The organism is Herbiconiux sp. UC225_62 (assembly GCF_042694625.1).
Classification (GTDB): Bacteria; Actinomycetota; Actinomycetes; order Actinomycetales; family Microbacteriaceae; genus Herbiconiux.
Genome location: NZ_CP170551.1, coordinates 623265 through 641887, shown reverse-complemented (window position 1 = coordinate 641887; position 18623 = coordinate 623265). Strand labels below are relative to the sequence as shown.

The following is an 18623-nucleotide window of genomic DNA, read 5'->3' as shown; positions in this document are numbered from 1 at the left end:
CGAAAGCGGCTGAGGCTCCATCGAGATGTAACAGGGCTGGGTGGAACCCTACGGCTTGCCGCGCATGATGGCCTGCTTGACCTCGGCGATGGCCTGGGTCACCTGGATGCCGCGGGGGCAGGCATCCGTGCAGTTGAAGGTGGTGCGGCAGCGCCACACGCCCTCTTTGTCGTTGAGGATGTCGAGGCGGGTCTGCGCCGCCTCGTCGCGCGAGTCGAAGATGAAGCGGTGCGCGTTCACGATGGCTGCGGGGCCGAAGTACTGCCCGTCGGTCCAGAACACGGGGCACGACGAGGTGCACGCGGCGCAGAGGATGCACTTCGTGGTGTCGTCGAAGCGGGCGCGGTCGGCGACCGACTGGATGCGCTCCTTGTCCTTCGGCGGCGCGGTGTTCGACTGCAGGAACGGCTGCACCTCGCGGAAGGACTCGAAGAACGGGTCCATGTCGACGATCAGGTCCTTCTCCAGCGGCAGGCCCTTGATGGCTTCCACGTAGATGGGCTTGCTGATGTCGAGGTCTTTGATGAGCGTCTTGCAGGCGAGGCGGTTGCGGCCGTTGATGCGCATCGCATCCGACCCGCAGATGCCGTGCGCGCACGAGCGGCGGAAGGTCAGCGACCCGTCCTGCTCCCACTTGATCTTGTGCAGGGCGTCGAGGATGCGGTCGGTCGCGAACATCTGCACGTCGAAGTCCTGCCATCTCGGCTCGGAATCCACGTCGGGGTCGAAGCGGCGGATGATCAGCGTCACGGTGAACGCCTCGATCGGCGCCTCGGGGGCGGGACCGGAGGCGGGTGCGTCGGCTACGAGTGTCATCAGTACTTCCTCTCCATCGGCTGGTACCGCGTGATCACCACGGGCTTCCAGTCGAGCCGGATGTGGTCGGCGGCATCACTCGAGTGCGGGTCTCCGGAGAGGTACGCCATCGTGTGCTTCATGTAGGTCTCGTCGTCGCGCTTCGGGTAGTCGTCGCGCATGTGGCCGCCGCGCGACTCCTGGCGGTTGCGGGCCGAGTAGACGACCACCTCGGCCAGGTCGAGCAGGAAGCCGAGCTCGATGGCCTCGAGCAGGTCGGTGTTGAAGCGCTTGCCCTTGTCCTGCACCTGGATGTTGCGGTAGCGCTCGCGGAGGCGATGAATGGTGGCCGTGACCGCCGCCAGCGACTCGTCGGTGCGGAACACCTGCGCGTTCTTGTCCATCTCGTCCTGCAGCTCCTTGCGGATGGCCGCGATGCGCTCCGTGCCGGTTCCGTTGCGGAGCGACGCCACGAGCGAAACGATCGCGCCGGCCGGGTTCTCGGGCAGCGGCGTGAAGTCCACCGTCTGCACGTACTCCGCGGCGTTGTTGCCCGAGCGCTTGCCGAACACGTTGATGTCCAGCAGCGAGTTGGTGCCGAGACGGTTCGAGCCGTGCACCGAGACGCAGGCGCACTCGCCGGCGGCGTAGAGACCCGGGACGACGGTGTCGTTGTCGCTGAGCACCTCCGCCTTGATGTTGGTGGGGATGCCGCCCATCGCGTAGTGGGCCGTGGGCATCACGGGCACCGGCTCGACCACGGGGTCGACACCGAGGTAGGTGCGGGCGAACTCCGTGATGTCGGGCAGCTTCGTCTCGAGCACTTCGGCGCCGAGGTGCGTGCAGTCGAGCAGCACGTAATCCTTGTGCGGACCCGCGCCGCGACCCTCCGCCACCTCTTGAACCATGCAGCGTGCCACGATGTCGCGGGGCGCGAGGTCTTTGATGGTGGGGGCGTAGCGCTCCATGAACCGCTCGCCCGACGCGTTGCGGAGGATCGCTCCCTCGCCTCGCGCTCCCTCGGTGAGAAGGATGCCGAGCCCCGCCAATCCGGTGGGGTGGAACTGGAAGAACTCCATGTCCTCCAGCGGCAGACCCTTGCGCCAGATGATCCCGACGCCGTCGCCCGTGAGCGTGTGGGCGTTCGAGGTGGTCTTGTAGATCTTGCCGAAGCCGCCGGTGGCGAAGATGACGGCCTTCGCCTGGAAGACGTGGATCTCGCCGGTCGACAGCTCGTACGCCACGACGCCGGAGGGCTTGTCGACGCCGTCCACGTTCGTCATCACCAGGTCGAGCACGTAGTACTCGTTGAAGAAGTTGATGCCCAGCCGGACGCAGTTCTGGAACAGCGTCTGCAGGATCATGTGCCCGGTGCGGTCGGCCGCGTAGCAGGCCCGGCGCACGGGCGCCTTGCCGTGGTCGCGGGTGTGGCCGCCGAAGCGGCGCTGGTCGATCTTGCCCTCGGGCGTGCGGTTGAACGGCAGGCCCATGTTCTCGAGGTCGATGACCGCGTCGATGGCCTCCTTCGCGAGGATCTCCGCGGCATCCTGGTCGACCAGGTAGTCGCCGCCCTTCACGGTGTCGAAGGTGTGCCACTCCCAGTTGTCCTCCTCGACGTTCGCGAGAGCGGCGGCCATGCCGCCCTGCGCCGCTCCCGTGTGGGAGCGCGTCGGGTAGAGCTTCGAGATGACGGCGGTCTTGGCCTTCGGCCCCGCCTCGATGGCGGCGCGCATGCCGGCGCCGCCGGCGCCCACGATCACGATGTCGAATTGGTGGTAATGCACGCCGTCGATCACGGCGCCGTCTTCGTACTGGGTCACAGGCTCACTCATACTGATTGGCTGGCTCTAACTAGTTGACGGGGCAGAACGACGGCAGGAGGTCTGCCGGGGAGCCCGCGGGGCACGGGTCGAAGGTGAAGATCACGAGCGTGCCGAGCACGATCTCGGCCACAACCGCGACCAGGATGCCGGCGAGCAGGATCTTGCGGGTGAGCGCTCGCGTGGCGTAGTCGTTCACGATGGTGCGCATGCCGTTGCCGCCGTGGATGAGGGCCAACCACAGCATCAGGCAGTCCCACACCTGCCAGAACGGGTCGGACCACTTGCCGCCCACGAAGGCGAAGTCGATGGCCTTGATGCCGTCTCCGAGCCAGAGGTTCACGAAGAGGTGTCCGAAGATGAGGATGAGCAGCACGACGCCCGAGGCGCGCATGTAGATCCAGCCCCACTTCTCCCAGTTCACGCCGCGCGAGCGGCGGACGGTGTGCGGGGCGCGGGGGGAGTCGATCGTCGTCGCCATCAGTGACCGACCTCGCTGAACACGTTGATCAGGTGGCGCGGTGCGAAGCCGAGCATCGTCACGACCCAGAGGCCGATGACGATCCAGAACATGACCCGCTGGTACTTCGCGCCCTTCGACCAGAGGTCGATGAGGATGATGCGGATGCCGTTGAAGGCGTGGAACACGATCGCGGCCACCAGGGCGGTCTCGCCGAGGCCCATGATCGGGTTCTTGTAGGTGTCGATGACCGCGTTGTACGCGCCCGGGGCGACCCGCACCATCGCGGTGTCGAGCACGTGCACGAGTAGGAAGAAGAAAATGGCGACGCCCGTGATGCGGTGCAGCACCCACGACCACATGCCTTCACGGCCGCGATACAGGGTGCCTGCTGGCCGCCGCGGTGTCATCGTTCCCGCCGGATTATTGGGCACGAACAACCCTCCTTGGCTTCAGTAGGATTCGCGATCGCCCGCACGTCGAACGGTGCGCACTCGATCCACGACCGCTAGCAGTCTACGCTCAGAAATCCCCGGATGCTTGTTAGGCGAGCCTAATTTGTATACAGGGGCGTGATGGCGCGGATCCCGCATAAACACAAGCCGAGACGGCCTCTGAATACCCGATTGTATTCACGCGTGTGAGCCGGCTGGAGTGCGCTTGCGCGTCTTCACCGGCGTGGCCACCGAGGCGTAGTGAGCCATCAGCTCGTCGCACAGAGCCTCCCACGACTTGCCGATCACCGCTCGCCGTCCGGCCTCGCCCATGCGCATCCGGAGCGCGGGGTCCTCCACCAGCGACCGGACGCCCGTGCGCAGGTCGCCCGGGTCGTCAGGGTCGAAGAGGTAGCCGTTCTCGCCGTGCCGCACCAGGTCGATCGGTCCACCCGCCGCCGGGGCGACCACCGGGAGACCTGTCGCATGCGCTTCCTGCAGCGTCTGCCCGAAGGTCTCCTCGGTGCCGGTGTGCACGAACACGTCGAAGCTCGCGTAGGCGTCGGCCAGCTGTTCGCCGGAGAGTCGGCCGAGGAAAGTCGCGGGCATGCCGCGGAGCAGCCCCCGGATGTGGTCGTCGCTCGGCCCGTCGCCCACGATGGCGAGGTGGAGGTTCGGCAGGCCGCGGAGCGACGCGAGGCGCTCGAGTCCCTTCTCCGGAGCGATCCGGCCGACGTAACCGACGACGGTGTCGCTTCCGGAGGGGCCGGAGCCACCCGCCAGGAGTGTGTGGAGCGCGCGGGCCGTCGGGCGCATCCGGTTGTTTGGGTGGTACCGCGTCAGGTCGACGCCGCGACCCCAGAGCTTGATCCGCTCCACCCCCGCGTTCTCGAGGTCGGTCTTCGACGCGAGGGAGGGCGCGAGGGTGAGGTCGGCGCCGTCGTGGATCCAGCGCACGAAGCGCCAGGCGAGTCGGGACGCCGAACCGAGGCGGTTGCGCTTGGCGTAGCCCGCGACATCCGTCTGGAAGATGGCGACGGTGGGGATGCCCAGGCGGTTCGCCGCCGCGATGCCCTGAGCCCCGAGCAGGAAGGGCGACGCCGCGTGCAGCACGTCGGGCGCGAACTTCGCGATCAGGCGCGCGACCTGGGCGTTCGGGATGCCCATGGGGAACTGCCGGTACGCGACCGACGGCACCTGGTGCACCGGGAATCCGCGATAGTGAGCGGGCGATCCCGCGGCCGGGGCGATGACGATCGCCTCGTGGCCGTTGTCGGCCAGATGGTCCAGCACCTTGCAGACGCTGTTGGTGACTCCGTTGACGGTGGGAAGGAAACTCTCGCTGATGATCGCAACTCGCATGACAGGCCTCCGCTTGTCGCCGTGCGGCCTCATCCGGCCACGTTCTGACGCTAAGAAGACGAGGTGGACCGACGGTGACATCGAGGTGGCGCGCCGGTGAGCGTCTGGCTTCCATCGCAGGCGGAATACCGCGGTCACGAGCCTGACATCTGCCCGTCATCGGCCGTGGGTAGGCTGTGCCTCATGAATTCCACCCCCTCCGCGCTCGACCGGCTCTACAGCGTCATTCCGGCAGGAGGGATCGGATCGCGGCTCTGGCCGCTCTCCCGTGCCGACGCGCCGAAGTTCCTGCACGACCTGAGCGGCTCCGGGCAGAGCCTGCTGCGCGACACCTGGGACAGGCTGGCGCCGCTCTCCGGCGAGCAGCGGATCATGGTGGTCACCGGGCGCGCGCACCGTGCCGCCGTGGAGGAGCAGCTGCCGAACCTCGAAGACCTCAACGTGGTGCTCGAGAGCGAACCGCGCGACTCCACCGCGGCCATCGTGCTGGCCGCCGCCATCCTCGAACAGCGCGAGCCCGGCGTGATCGTCGGCTCCTTCGCCGCCGACCACGTGATCGCGAACCCCGAGCGTTTCCGCGCCGCCGTGGTGCAGGCGGTCGCGGTGGCCGACGCGGGTTACATCGCGACGATCGGCATCACCCCGACGGATGCCGCGGTGGGCTTCGGCTACATCCGCACCGACGAGGAGCTCGTCATCGAAGGAGCGCCCCAGGCGCTGCGGGTGGGCAACTTCGTCGAGAAGCCCGACCTCGCCACCGCGCGTCGCTACCTCTCCTCCGGCAAGTACCTCTGGAACGCGGGCATGTTCATCGCCCGTGCCGACAAGCTGCTCGAGCAGCTCGGCCTCACCGAGCCCGAGCTCCTGGCCGGCATCCTGGAGCTCGCCGAGGCCTGGGACACCCCGCGCCGCGGCATGGTGGTCGACCGCGTCTGGCCGACGCTGAAGAAGATCGCCATCGACTACTCGATCGCCGAGCCCGCGGCCGCCGCGGGAACGCTCGCGGTCATCCCGGGCGACTTCGACTGGGACGACGTGGGCGACTTCGCGTCGATCGCGAAGCTGCACAGCGCCGGCCGAGGGAGCGAACTCGCCATCCTCGGCAAGAACGCGCGCGTGCTGGCCGACTCGTCGAGCGGCATCGTGGTCTCCCAGTCCAAGCGGGTGATCAGCCTCATCGGCGTGCACGACATCGTCGTGGTCGACACCCCGGACGCGCTCCTCGTCACCACCAGCGAGCACGCCCAGCGCGTGAAGTCCGTGGTCGACGCGCTCCGCGCGGGCGGTTCGGGAGACGTGCTCTGACGCCCTTCCCTAGACTCGGTGCATGAGCAGAACGCGAATCGTCACCCTCGCTTCCGGCATCCTGGCCGGTGCCGTCCTCGTCGCACTGGCCGGATGCGCACCCGCGCCGACATCCGGAACGGATGCCGCCACGGGTGCCGCCGGGGATTACTGCGCGCGCATGGTGACCAACTCCGGAGGGCTCGACGACCGGTCGTTCAACCAGTCGAGCTGGGAGGGCATGCAGGAGGCGCAGAAGGAGTTCGGCATCGACGCGCAGGTGCTCGTCTCGACCGCCGAGACCGACCTCGCCCCCAACGTCACGCAGGCGGTGGACAGCGGATGCGGCTTCGTGCTCACGGTCGGCTTCGAACTCGCCGACGCCACGCTGGCCGCGGCCGGTGAGAACCCCGACGTGCACTTCGCGATCGTCGACGAGACGGTCGACGCGCCCAACGTGAAGCCCATCCTGTTCGATACGGCGCAGGCCTCGTACCTCGCGGGGTATCTCGCCGCCGGCGTCTCGAAGACCGGCAAGGTCGCCACCTTCGGAGGCGGCAACCAGCCTCCCGTCACCCTGTTCATGGACGGTTTCGTCGACGGTGTGGCCAAGTACAACGAGGCGCACGGCACCCAGGTGCAGGTGCTCGGCTGGGACAAGGCGGCGCAGGACGGCGTGTTCACCGGCGACTTCGAAGACATCAACAAGGGCAAGACGGTGACCCAGGGCCTCATCGACCAGGGCGCCGACGTCATCCTGCCGGTGGCCGGCCAGGTCGGCGAGGGCGCGGCCAACGCCGCCTCGGAAGCCGGCGGGGTGTCGATCATCTGGGTCGACAACGACGGATTCGAGACCCTTCCCGACGAGTACCAGCCGATCGTGCTCACCAGCGTGATGAAGAACACCGGCGACGCCGTGGTCGAGATCATCGGCGACGACATCGACGGCAGCTTCTCCTCCGAGCCCTTCATCGGCACGCTGGAGAACGGCGGGGTCGCGCTGGCGCCCTTCCACGACCTGGCCTCGTCGGTGCCGAGCGAGCTCTCCGCCGAGATCGACGCCCTGAAGGCCGAGATCATCGCGGGCACCATCGTGGTCGATTCGCCGTCGACCCCGTAGCCGGAGCCACTGCATCCGTAGCCGCTCGTGCCCGTTTCATACGGATGCAGTGGACATTTCGGGCAGATTACGCTGCGATCGCGGCTTTGTAACGCTTGCGACGCGAAGTCGGATCCCTCCTGTCGCCGAACGTAACTTTCGGTAACGTGTCTCTCACACAGCACCTGCGCACCTTGCAGGGCAGCAACTTGGAGGACATCTTGAGCATCAATCTCCGCCGCGCCAGCCTGGCCGGCTTCGCCACCCTCGGGGTGGCCGCTCTTCTCGCCGGGTGTGCGTCCGCGCCGTCCGACACCGCGTCGACCAGCGGCAGCGACACCGCGAGCGACTTCGTTCCCTGCATGGTCTCCGACTCGGGCGGATTCGACGACAAGTCGTTCAACCAGGCCGGCTTCGAGGGCCTCAACGAGGCGGCCGACAAGCTCGGCGTCGAGCCCGTCACGGTCGAGTCCTCGGCCGACACCGACTTCGCCCCGAACATCGACCAGCTGGTCAGCGGCGGCTGCAACCTGATCATCTCGGTCGGCTTCCTCCTCGCCGACGCCACGAAGGCAGCGGCCGAGGCCAACACCGACGTGAACTTCTCGATCATCGACGACTCGTCGATCGACCTGCCGAACGTCAAGCCGATCGTCTTCGACACCGCCCAGGCCGCTTTCCTCGCCGGTTACACCGCCGCGAGCTACAGCAAGTCGGGCACCGTCGGAACCTTCGGTGGCATGCAGATCCCGTCGGTCACCATCTTCATGGACGGCTTCGTCGACGGCGTGAACTACTACAACGAGCAGAAGGGCACGAGCGTCAAGGCCATCGGCTGGGACGTCGCAGCGCAGACCGGTTCGTTCACGGGTGGTTTCGCCGCCGGTGTCGAGGCCAAGACCGCGGCCCAGGGCCTCATCGACCAGGGTGCGGACGTCATCCTCCCCGTCGGTGGCCCGATCTTCCTCTCCGCCGGTGAAGCCATCCGCGACTCCGGCAAGGACATCGCGCTGATCGGCGTCGACTCCGACAACTACGAGACCGCTCCCGACCTCAAGGACCTCTTCCTCACCTCGGTGCTGAAGGGCGTCAAGGCCGGTGTGGTCGACGTGGTCGACACCTCCGCGGCCGGCAACTTCGACGCCGAGCCCTTCATCGGAACCCTCGAGAACGACGGCGTGGGCATCGCCCCGTTCCACGATTTCGAGAGCAAGGTGAACCCCGACCTGCAGGGTGAGCTCGACACCATCAAGGCCGGCATCATCGACGGCTCCATCCAGGTGGAGTCGCCCTCGACGCCGTAACATCTGAACACCGACGGTCGGGGGGACCAGCCTTGCTGGTCCCCCCGACTTCTTTAATGGACACACTTCCGCAGGTAGGTAGATTGACTCTATGAAGCTCGAACTTCGGGGCATCACGAAGCGATTCGGTGCCCTCACCGCCAACGATCACATCGACCTCACCGTCGAGCCGGGAGAGATCCACTGTCTCCTCGGCGAGAACGGCGCAGGCAAATCCACCCTGATGAACGTGCTCTACGGCCTCTACCAGGCCGACGAGGGCGAGATCGTGCTCGACGACGTGGTCCAGCACTTCGCCGGCCCGGGCGACGCCATGAACGCGGGCATCGGCATGGTGCACCAGCACTTCATGCTCATCCCCGTCTTCACCGTCGCCGAGAACGTCATGCTCGGCCATGAACAGACCGGATTCGCCGGTTTCCTCGACCTGAACGCGGCCCGCAAGCGGGTGCGGGAGATCAGCGACCAGTTCGGGTTCGACGTCGATCCGGATGCCCTGGTCGACGACCTGCCCGTCGGCGTGCAGCAGCGCGTCGAGATCATCAAGGCCCTCTCGCGGGACGCGAAGGTGCTGGTGTTCGACGAGCCGACCGCAGTGCTGACGCCGCAGGAGACCGACGAGCTGATGGCGATCATGCGCCAGCTCAAGGAGTCGGGAACGTCGATCGTGTTCATCACCCACAAGCTCCGCGAGGTGCGCGAGGTGGCCGACCGCATCACGGTCATCCGTCTCGGCAAAGTGGTCGGCGAGGCGTCGCCCACGGCGACGAACGCCGAGCTGGCGTCGCTGATGGTGGGCCGCGCGGTCGAGCTGACCGTGCACAAGGAGCCCGCGAAGCCGGGCGCCGACGCGCTGGTCGTGTCGCACCTCTCGGTCATCGACGCCCGGGGCCAGGTGGTGGTCAACGACGTGTCGTTCGATGTCCGCGCGGGCGAGATCCTCGCGATCGCGGGCGTGCAGGGCAACGGGCAGACCGAGCTCACCGAGGCCCTGATGGGCCTGCAGGAGCGCGTCACGGGCGAGGTCACCCTCGACGGCAAGCCCCTCAACGGGCTGTCGGTGCGCAAGGTGCTCGATTCCGGCGTCGGCTTCGTGCCGGAGGACCGCAAGGAGGACGGCCTCGTGGGTGAGTTCACGATCGCCGAGAACCTCATGCTCGACCGCTCCAACGGCAAACCGTTCGTGAAGGGCGGAGGCCTGCAGCTGGGCTATCTGAACACCTTCGCCGAGGAGAAGTCGAAGGAGTTCGACGTGCGTTCGCAGGGCATCCAGACCGAGGTCGGTCGGCTCTCCGGCGGCAACCAGCAGAAGGTCGTGCTCGCGCGGGAGCTCTCCCGCGGGCTGCGGCTGTTCGTGGCGGCCCAGCCGACCCGCGGCATCGACGTGGGGTCGATCGAGTTCGTGCACAAGCGCATCGTCGCCACCCGCGACGAGGGCATCCCCGTCGTGGTGGTCTCGACCGAGCTCGACGAGGTGGTCGCGCTGGCCGATCGGATCGCGGTGATGTACCGCGGCGGGATCGTCGGGATCGTTCCCGGTGACACCCCGCGCGACATCCTCGGTCTCATGATGGCGGGTGAGGTCCCTGCGGGGGTCGAGCCCCTCGATCCGGAAGGAGCGGCCGCGTGAGCGACTCGCTGGAGAACAAGCCCGTGACACCGTCGTCGCCGGCTCCGGCCGCCGCCCCCGCCCCGGGCTCCGGCTCCGCGGTGGAGCCGCCGTCGCGGTGGCGTCAGACGTTCAACGAGATCATCGGCGGAAGCGTGATGATCTCGATCCTGGCCGTGGTGCTCGCGATCGTGGCCGGCGGCATCCTGATCGCGTTGACCGACGAGAACGTGCAGAAGGCGTCGGTGTACTTCTTCGCCCGGCCCGGCGACACCTTCGCCGAGATCTGGAAGTCGGTCTCCGGTGCCTACGTGGCCCTGTTCCAGGGATCGGTGTACAACTTCAAGCGCCCCGATTTCCTCGACCAGATCAAGCCGCTGACCGAGACCCTCACCTTCGCGACCCCGCTGATCGCGGCCGGTCTCGGTGTCGGGCTGGCGTTCCGGGTCGGCATGTTCAACATCGGTGGCCGCGGCCAGATGCTCATCGCGGCGGCGTGCGCCGGCTGGGTGGGCTTCACGCTGCACCTGCCGTGGGGCATCCACCTCATCGTCGCGATCCTCGCCGGCGTCATCGGCGGTGGCATCTGGGGCGGCATCGCCGGTCTTCTCAAGGCCCGCACCGGAGCGCACGAGGTCATCGTGACCATCATGCTCAACTACGTCGCGTTCTATCTCGTGTCGTACCTGCTGCGCACCCCGGTGCTGCAGGCTCCCGGGTCGAACAACCCGAAGTCGCCGCCGATCGACTCCACCGCCGTGCTGCCGGATCTCCTCGGCCCGAAGTTCAACCTGCACTTCGGATTCATCCTCGTGATCGCGGCCACGGTGTTCGTGTGGTGGCTGCTCAACCGGTCGGCGCTCGGGTTCAAGTTCCGCGCGGTGGGCATCAACCCGAACGCGGCCCGGGTGGCCGGCATCGACGTGAAGAACATGTACGTCTACGCGATGCTGATCTCCGGTGGCCTGGTGGGTCTCGCCGGCGTGTTCCAGGTGCTCGGCACCGTGACCACCGGGTTCAGCTCGGGCATCGACGCGGGAATCGGCTTCGACGCGATCACCGTGGCTCTGCTCGGGCGGTCGAAGCCGTGGGGCATCTTCATCGCCGGCATCCTGTTCGGTGCGTTCAAGGCCGGCGGATTCGCGATGCAGGCTTCGCAGGGCATCCCGATCGACATCGTCACCGTCGTGCAGTCGCTCATCGTGCTGTTCATCGCGGCACCGCCGCTGATCCGCACCGTGTTCCGGCTGCCCGATCCCTCGAAACCGAAGAAGCCGAAAGCGCCCAAAGCGACGCCGGCAGTGACCCGTGAGGCGGTGGCGGCGAAATGAGCGACCGACTTCCCGAGAACGTGACCACGAGCAACCTCGCCCCCACGGGTGGGTTGCCGCCGACCGAGCACAACAACCCCGACTCCACTCCGGGCCTCACGACCGTGCTGGTGAAGAGCTGGAAGGCGCCGATCGCCTTCGGCATCTTCGCGCTCGGGGCGATCATCCTGTTCGTGGTGTTCGGCCGCGACGGCGAATCGACGTTCAAGCTCTCCACCGACGTGGACCTGATCCAGTTGCCCGTCGTGGTGCTGCCCACCCGCACCACAGGGATCGTCATCTCGATCATCCTGGTGCTGCTCGCGGGCCTCAGCGTGTGGCTGGTCGCGACGGGGCGCAAGGTGCGGCTCTGGCTGATGGCGGTGTACGCGATCCTGTTCCTGATCGCGTTCCTCACCTGGGCCTCGGCCGGGCAGACCATCCCGGTCCCTGGGCTCCTGGTGGGGGCGGTCTCGCTCAGCGTGCCGCTCATCTTCGGTGCACTCGGAGGCGTCATCTCCGAGCGTGTCGGCGTCGTCAACGTCGCGATCGAAGGTCAGCTGCTCGCCGGCGCGTTCGTCTCCGCGGTCATCGCCTCGGTCACCAACAACCTGTTCGCCGGTGTGGTCGGAGCGATCATCGCGGGCGCACTGGTGTCGTTCGTGCTCGCCGCGTTCTCGATCAAGTACCTCGTCGACCAGGTCATCGTCGGTGTCGTGCTGAACGTGCTCGTCACGGGCTTGACCTCGTTCCTCTACTCGCAGGTGCTGACCGCCGACCCGGATCTGCTCAACTCGCCTCCGCGGTTCGACCGTCTGCCGATTCCGCTGCTCAGCGAGATCCCGGTCATCGGGCCCACCCTGTTCCGCCAGACGATCATCGTGTACCTCATGTACATCGCCGTGGCGGTCGTGTTCTTCGGGTTGTTCAAGACCCGCTGGGGTCTCCGGGTGCGGGCCGTCGGCGAGCACCCGCAAGCTGCCGACACCGTGGGCATCAAGGTGAACCCGACGCGGTTCTGGAACGTGATGCTGGCGGGTGCCATCACCGGCCTGGGAGGGGCGTACTTCACCCTCGGCTCGGTCGGCGCCTTCAACAAGGAGATGACGGCGGGCGCCGGGTACATCGCCCTCGCGGCCGTGATCTTCGGGCGCTGGGACCCCATCCGCGCCACCCTCGCGGCACTGCTGTTCGGGTTCGCCACCAACCTGCAGTACGTGCTCGGCGTGATCGGGTCTCCCGTGCCATCCGAGTTCCTGCTGATGCTGCCGTACCTCATCACGATCTTCGCGGTGGCGGGGCTGGTGGGCCGCGTGCGCGGACCGGCGGCGGCCGGCCGACCCTATGTGAGCCGGTGATCGGGATGACTGCTGCTTCCGAGATCGATTGGGATTCGCTGCGGGCGACCGCCCTCGAGGCCATGGAGAAGGCGTACGTGCCGTACTCCAAGTTCCCCGTGGGCGTCGCCGCGATCGTCGACGACGGGCGGGTGATCGCCGGGTGCAACGTGGAGAACGCGTCGTACGGGCTGACGCTCTGCGCCGAGTGCGCGCTCGTGTCGTCGTTGCACATGACCGGGGGCGGGCGCCTCGTGGCGTTCACCTGCGTCGACGGGCACGGCAACATCCTCATGCCCTGCGGCCGGTGCCGGCAGCTGCTGTTCGAGCACTCGGCCGACGGGATGCTGCTCGAGACGGTGTCGGGCATCAAGACGATCGACGAGGTGATCCCGGATGCGTTCGGGCCCCGCACGCTCGTCGAGTACCGCGAGGAGTCCCTCGCGGAGTAGAGCCTCTCTTCGCAGAGCGCTCGACTGGAATCGAAAGGTAGTACCCCAATGGCCACCGAAGCCTTCGACGTCGTCGACCTCATCCGCACGAAGCGCGACCACGGCACGCTGTCCACAGCCGAGATCGACTGGCTGATCGACGCCTACACCCGCGGGTTCGTGGGCGACGAGCAGATGGCGGCGCTCGCGATGGCCATCCTGCTGAACGGGATGTCGCGCGACGAGATCCGCGACCTCACGCTGGCGATGATCGCGTCGGGGGAGCGGATGAGCTTCGCGGGCCTGGGCAAACCGACCGTCGACAAGCACTCCACGGGCGGGGTGGGCGACAAGATCACGCTTCCGCTGATGCCGCTCGTCGCGTCGTTCGGGGTGGCCGTGCCGCAGCTCTCGGGCCGTGGGCTCGGGCACACCGGCGGCACGCTCGACAAGCTGGAGTCGATTCCCGGATGGCGGGCTTCGCTCTCCAACGAGGAGATGTTCGCGCAGCTTCGCGACGTGGGCGGGGTCATCTGCGCGGCGGGCTCGGGACTCGCGCCGGCCGACAAGAAGCTCTACGCGCTGCGCGACATCACGGGCACGGTCGAGGCCATCCCGTTGATCGCATCGTCGATCATGTCGAAGAAGATCGCCGAGGGCACCGACTCGCTCGTTCTCGACGTGAAGTTCGGTTCGGGCGCGTTCATGCAGGACATCGCCAAGTCGCGGGAGCTCGCCCGCACCATGGTCGACCTCGGCAACGACGCCGGGGTCGCGACCACCGCGCTGCTCACCAACATGAACGTGCCGCTCGGGTTGGCGATCGGCAACGCCAACGAGGTGCGGGAATCGGTCGAGGTGATGGCGGGCGGGGGGCCGGCGGATGTCGTCGAGCTGACGCTCGCGCTCGCCACCGAGATGCTGCGGCTGGCCGGGCAGCCGGATGCCGACGTCGCGGAGGCACTCCGCGACGGGCGGGCGATGGACACCTGGAACCGGGTCATCCGCGCGCAGGGCGGAGACCCGACGGCGCCGCTGCCGGTGGCGCGGGAGACGCACACCGTCGTCGCGCCCTCGTCGGGCGTGTTGCTGCGGCAGGAGGCGCTGCCGTTCGGGATCGCAGCTTGGCGGCTCGGGGCAGGGCGGGCACGGGCATCCGACGCCGTGCAGCACGCCGCCGGCGTCGACCTGCACGCGAAGCCGGGCGACACCGTGGTGGCCGGGCAGCCCCTGTTCACCCTCTCCGCCGACGAGCCCGAGCGCTTCGCGCGCGCCCTCGAGGCCCTCGAAGGCGCCTACGAGATCGGCGCCCCCGCCGCCTGGGTTCCGCCCGCCCCCCTCATCGCCGAGCGCCTCGAGTAACCCCCCCCGCTGATCCGCACGTTTTGGCGCTATCGGCGGAGGCCATTCGGCGAAAACGTGCGGGTGAGTGGCGTCGTGAGGTGGTGGCGGAGGGCCGCGAGGAGTTCCGCGGGTGCGACGAGGTCGGCGAGGGTCACGCGGATGACCGTCCAGCCGAGTGCTTGGAGTGCTCGTGTGCGCGCGATGTCGCGCCGCCACTGCTTCTGGTCGGTGCGGTGGTGGTCGCCCTCGTACTCGATGGCCACCTTCCACGCGGGATACGCGAGGTTGACCCGGGCGATCTTCTGCCCGATGGGGTCGCGGATGTCGAGATTCACCTCGGGGGTCGGGAACCCGGCGTCCACAAGGAGGAGGCGGAGCTGTGATTCGCGCGGCGACTCCGCGCGATCGCTCAGCAGTGGCAAGGTCGCGCGCAGCGCCCGGATTCCGCGCCGCGCTCGGTAGCAGTCGACCGCGGCCGCCAGCGACTCCCGCGATGCGAGCGGATCGTCGTGGAAGAGGATGCGGTCGCCGGCGGCCAGTAGCCCGATCCGGTCGAGCACGGCGCCGAGGTCGCACCAGGTGCGCTCGACGGAGGTGATGGGCAGGCTTTGCCGGTGCACGACATCCGTCGGCGGGAGATGCATCTCGTGCCCATGGATGTCGCGTGCCCCGACGGCACGTCGCGTGCCCGGCACGACGACGTGGACCGCCGCCTCGTGCTCGAACCGCTCCGGCACGGGGATGCCGTGGAGCAGAGCCGCCGTCGTGTGGCTGAAGGCGGCATCGCGGGGCATGCGCAGCGCGAAGCTGCGGCACCGGTCAGCGAGGGTGAGCGCGCGGTCGGCCGGGATGCGCACTCCCGTGAACGGTGCGACCACGTCGCGCGCGCGGAGGCGGCCGCGAACGACTCCGTTCGCCATGGCTTCGGCCACGCTGAACGGCCGGTTCGGGAACTGCTGGGGTGCGGGCTGTCTCGGTGGCACCAGACGATGATGCACCCGCGCCCGCCCGCACTCGGGGTTATCCACATCCCGCGTGCTCGTCATCCGTTCATCCGCAGGTTTTGGCGAAATGGGCTCGAGGTGAGGCGCCAAAACGTGCGGATGAAGGCGGACGGGGCGGGGGCGGGGGCGGGGGTGGCAGGAAAGCGGGGTGGGGTGGCGGGAAAGGGGTGGAGCGGGCGGCGGGGCGCGCCCTAGAGTCGGAGCATGGCGATTGTTCCCGACACCAAGAACTGGACGTGGGTGCTCGAACGCGAATGCCCGGAGTGCGGTTTCGACTCGAGCACGACGCAGGCGAGCGACGTTCCGGGGCTGTTGCGCGCCAACGCCGCGGCCTGGCCCGCCGTGCTGGTCCGCGACGATGTGGCCGTGCGCCCCGACGAATCCACCTGGTCGGATCTCGAGTACGCCGCCCACGTGCGCGACGTGTTCCGCACCTTCCTCGTGCGCCTCGAGCTGATGCTCGACGAGGACGACCCCGAGTTCGCCAACTGGGACCAGGACGCCACCGCCGTCGAAGAGCGCTACAACGAGCAGGACCCGGCCGTGGTCGCCGTCGAACTCGCCGAAGCCGCCGAGGCGCTCGCGCTGGGCTTCGAGTCGGTTCCGGATGACGCGTGGGAGCGCAAGGGCTTCCGCAGCGACGGATCGACGTTCACCGTCGACACCCTCGCCCGCTACATGGTGCACGATCCGGTGCACCACCTCCACGACGTGAGAGGCTGAGAACCCGACGCCGCGCATCCGATCCGTGCGCCGCGGTCCGAATGTGTGCAGTCATTCGGGCCGCGGCGGGCGGATCGGGCCGCGCCGAGAGGAACGGATCAGCCGATGCGCTCCAGCGCGTCGACGATGAGGTTCCAGAACTTCTCGTGGTCGAGGTCGACCGCCACCTGCGTGGTGCAGTCGGCGGGGGCCGGCGCGCGGAAGTCGGCCACCGTCATCCCGAGGGTGTGCGTTCCGGTGAGCTCCACCGTCAGAGGCGCGCGCCGCACCGTCATCACCGAGGGGTCGATCACCCGCGCCACCGCGCAGGGGTCGTGCACCGGCGGATGCTCGAAGCCCTGCGCCTCGAGATAGCTGTCTCCGAAGAACTCCAGCAGTTCCACGACGAACTGCGCCGGCCCGGTACCGAGGGAACGGATGCGCTCCACGACCGCCGGGGTCGCCAGCGCCTGGTGCGTGAGGTCGAGCCCCACCATGGTGAGCGGCCACGCCTCGGAGAACACGATGTGCGCGGCCTCGGGGTCGATGATGATGTTGAACTCGCTCGTGGCGCTCCAGTTGCCACCGTGGTAGCCACCGCCCATCAGCACGACCTCCTTGACGCGGGGCACGATCCGCGGCTCCTTGCGCGCCGCGAGGGCGATGTTCGTCAGCCCGCCCGTGGGCACGAGGGTGACCGTGCCGGGCTCGTGGGCCATGATCGTGTCGATGATGAGGTCGACCGCGTGCCGCGGGTCGAGGTCCATCGTGGGCTCCGGGAGCACCGGCCCGTCGAGACCGGAGTCGCCGTGGATGTCGGGCGCGACCTCGATGGCCCGCACGAGCGGCCTCGCGCACCCGGCCGCGAACGGCACGCCCGTGATGCCCGCCACCCGCGCCACCGAGAGGGCGTTGCGGGTCACCTTTTCCAGTGTCTGGTTGCCGACCACGGTGGTGACCGCGAGCAACTCGATCGACGGATTGCCGTGCGCGAGCAGCAGAGCGATGGCGTCGTCGTGCCCCGGATCGCAGTCCAGGATGATCTTCTGCGGCACGGGTCTCCGATCGTCGGTGGTGATGGTCCACAAGCATATATGAAAATCACTTTCACCTGTGCGATACTCGTCGCATGAGCGCATCGCAGCAGACGACGACCGAACTCGCCCGGAAGGGCGCCGCCCGAGTGGAATGGATCCGCTCCCGGATGCCGCTGCTCGCCGCCATGCGCGACGAGTTCGCCACTCGGCAGCCCTTCGCCGGCCACCGCATCGGCATGTCGCTGCACATCGAGCCGAAGACGGCCGTGCTGCTCGAGACCCTGCAGGCCGGCGGCGCCGAGATCGTCGGCACCGGCAACCACGGCTCGACGCAGGACGACGTGGTCGCCTTCCTGCGCGAACAGGGCATGACGGTGTTCGGCACCCGCGACGACACCCTCGAGCAGCACCACGTGAACATCGCGGGCGTGCTCGACGCCGCCCCCGACATGCTGCTCGACAACGGCGGCGACCTCGCGGCCGGGATCGTCGAGCGCGGGGCGACCGCGAGCATCCTGGGCGGCACCGAGGAGACCACCTCGGGTGGCGACCGGTTGCGCGGCGAACTGGCGGGCGCCGTCCCGTTCCCCGTGATCGTGATCAACGACAGCCTGCTCAAGGCCATCGGCGAGAACAAGCACGCCGTGGGCCAGTCGGTGGTGGAGAGCTTCATGCGCATCACCAACCTGATGGTCCCCGGTCGCCGGTTCGTCGTGGTCGGCTACGGCTGGTGCGGCCGTGGGGTCGCGCACTACCTGCGTGCGCTGGGCGGCAAGGTCGCCGTGGTGGAGGTCGACGAGCTGAAGGCCTTCGAGGCCGCGCTCGACGGCTTCCGGGTCTCTACCGCGGTCGACCTCGCTTCCTGGGGCGACGTGTTCATCACCGCCACCGGCCACGCCGACGTGCTCACGATGGACGCCATCGAGCGGATGCACGACGGCGCCGTCCTCGCGAACTGCGGGCACTTCCCGTGGGAGATCGACGTCGCCGGGCTGCGGGCCGCCGCGGTCGCCTCGCGCGAGATCGACGACGCGATCGAGCGCCTCGACCTGGCCGACGGGCGGCACGTGATCCTGCTGGCCGGCGGCCGGATGTTCAACCTCGCCGGACGCGAACCGAAGGGCAACTCGCTCGAATCGATGGACCTCGGCTTCCTGCTGCAGACGCTGTCGCTGGAGCGGGTGGCCACGAGCGCCGCGTCGCTCGCACCCGGCGCCCAGCCCGTGCCCGACGACATCGACCGCACCATCGCCCGGCGGATGCTCGCGGCGATGCACGCATCGGAGTGACG

The 18623-nt window shown here is 68.2% G+C and carries 17 protein-coding genes; 10 read left to right on the top strand and 7 right to left on the bottom strand.

What is annotated here, in order from left to right; translation table 11 throughout:
* Positions 1-48: 48 nt before the first annotated feature.
* The 5 genes from ACFJGU_RS03215 to ACFJGU_RS03195 all read right to left on the bottom strand — a co-directional run bounded on the left by ACFJGU_RS03215 (position 49) and on the right by ACFJGU_RS03195 (position 4871).
* Positions 49-816 carry a succinate dehydrogenase iron-sulfur subunit gene (locus ACFJGU_RS03215; protein ID WP_382307592.1) on the bottom strand — a complete coding sequence of 256 codons (768 nt, stop codon included), beginning with the start codon at positions 814-816 and terminating at the stop codon, positions 49-51.
* Positions 816-2627, bottom strand: a complete 1812-nt coding sequence (gene sdhA / locus ACFJGU_RS03210) for a succinate dehydrogenase flavoprotein subunit (protein WP_382307590.1) — start codon at positions 2625-2627, stop codon at positions 816-818. The genes ACFJGU_RS03215 and sdhA overlap by 1 nt, the downstream gene beginning before the upstream one ends.
* Before the next feature lie 19 nt (positions 2628-2646).
* Positions 2647-3096 carry a succinate dehydrogenase hydrophobic membrane anchor subunit gene (locus ACFJGU_RS03205; protein ID WP_382307589.1) on the bottom strand — a complete coding sequence of 150 codons (450 nt, stop codon included), beginning with the start codon at positions 3094-3096 and terminating at the stop codon, positions 2647-2649.
* Positions 3096-3485, bottom strand: coding sequence for a succinate dehydrogenase, cytochrome b556 subunit (gene sdhC / locus ACFJGU_RS03200; RefSeq protein WP_092556404.1), 390 nt, complete (start codon positions 3483-3485; stop codon positions 3096-3098). The genes ACFJGU_RS03205 and sdhC overlap by 1 nt, the downstream gene beginning before the upstream one ends.
* A gap of 222 nt (positions 3486-3707) precedes the next feature.
* Positions 3708-4871 (bottom strand): glycosyltransferase family 4 protein, encoded by a 1164-nt coding sequence (locus ACFJGU_RS03195; RefSeq protein ID WP_382307587.1) that lies wholly within the window; start codon positions 4869-4871, stop codon positions 3708-3710.
* Between the two features lie 183 nt (positions 4872-5054).
* Here ACFJGU_RS03195 and ACFJGU_RS03190 point away from each other — a divergent pair, with 183 nt between their 5' ends.
* From ACFJGU_RS03190 to ACFJGU_RS03155, 8 genes are all read left to right on the top strand, one after another.
* Complete coding sequence (locus ACFJGU_RS03190; RefSeq protein WP_382307585.1) at positions 5055-6176, top strand: mannose-1-phosphate guanylyltransferase; 1122 nt, start codon at positions 5055-5057, stop codon at positions 6174-6176.
* A gap of 22 nt (positions 6177-6198) precedes the next feature.
* Positions 6199-7275 carry a BMP family protein gene (locus ACFJGU_RS03185; protein ID WP_382307583.1) on the top strand — a complete coding sequence of 359 codons (1077 nt, stop codon included), beginning with the start codon at positions 6199-6201 and terminating at the stop codon, positions 7273-7275.
* Positions 7276-7475: 200 nt separating this feature from the next.
* Positions 7476-8558, top strand: a complete 1083-nt coding sequence (locus tag ACFJGU_RS03180; protein ID WP_382307581.1) for a BMP family protein — start codon at positions 7476-7478, stop codon at positions 8556-8558.
* 91 nt (positions 8559-8649) lie between these two features.
* A complete protein-coding gene (locus tag ACFJGU_RS03175) occupies positions 8650-10188 on the top strand; it encodes an ABC transporter ATP-binding protein (protein ID WP_382307580.1) in 1539 nt (512 codons plus the stop codon).
* Positions 10185-11498: an ABC transporter permease gene (locus ACFJGU_RS03170; protein ID WP_382307578.1), complete on the top strand. Its 1314-nt coding sequence runs from the start codon at positions 10185-10187 to the stop codon at positions 11496-11498. The genes ACFJGU_RS03175 and ACFJGU_RS03170 overlap by 4 nt, the downstream gene beginning before the upstream one ends.
* Complete coding sequence (locus ACFJGU_RS03165) at positions 11495-12835, top strand: ABC transporter permease (RefSeq protein WP_382307576.1); 1341 nt, start codon at positions 11495-11497, stop codon at positions 12833-12835. Before ACFJGU_RS03170 ends, ACFJGU_RS03165 begins: the two co-directional genes overlap by 4 nt.
* A gap of 5 nt (positions 12836-12840) precedes the next feature.
* Positions 12841-13266, top strand: a complete 426-nt coding sequence (locus ACFJGU_RS03160; RefSeq protein ID WP_382307574.1) for a cytidine deaminase — start codon at positions 12841-12843, stop codon at positions 13264-13266.
* Positions 13267-13314: 48 nt separating this feature from the next.
* The gene (locus ACFJGU_RS03155; protein WP_382307572.1) at positions 13315-14607 is read left to right on the top strand and encodes a thymidine phosphorylase; all 1293 of its coding nucleotides are present in this window, start codon (positions 13315-13317) and stop codon (positions 14605-14607) included.
* Between the two features lie 29 nt (positions 14608-14636).
* Here the strand turns inward: ACFJGU_RS03155 and ACFJGU_RS03150 are convergent, their stop codons facing one another.
* Positions 14637-15572 carry a DUF559 domain-containing protein gene (locus ACFJGU_RS03150; RefSeq protein ID WP_382307570.1) on the bottom strand — a complete coding sequence of 312 codons (936 nt, stop codon included), beginning with the start codon at positions 15570-15572 and terminating at the stop codon, positions 14637-14639.
* 225 nt (positions 15573-15797) lie between these two features.
* Here ACFJGU_RS03150 and ACFJGU_RS03145 point away from each other — a divergent pair, with 225 nt between their 5' ends.
* Entirely contained in the window at positions 15798-16316 is a 519-nt protein-coding gene (locus ACFJGU_RS03145; protein ID WP_382307568.1) for a DinB family protein, read from the top strand.
* 98 nt (positions 16317-16414) lie between these two features.
* Here ACFJGU_RS03145 and ACFJGU_RS03140 read toward each other — a convergent pair whose 3' ends face one another.
* Entirely contained in the window at positions 16415-17374 is a 960-nt protein-coding gene (locus ACFJGU_RS03140) for a nucleoside hydrolase (RefSeq protein WP_382310242.1), read from the bottom strand.
* Between the two features lie 50 nt (positions 17375-17424).
* Between ACFJGU_RS03140 and ACFJGU_RS03135 the strand changes: the two genes are divergently transcribed.
* On the top strand, positions 17425-18621 hold the full coding sequence (locus ACFJGU_RS03135) for an adenosylhomocysteinase (protein WP_382307566.1): 1197 nt from the start codon (positions 17425-17427) through the stop codon (positions 18619-18621).
* Positions 18622-18623: the final 2 nt, after the last annotated feature.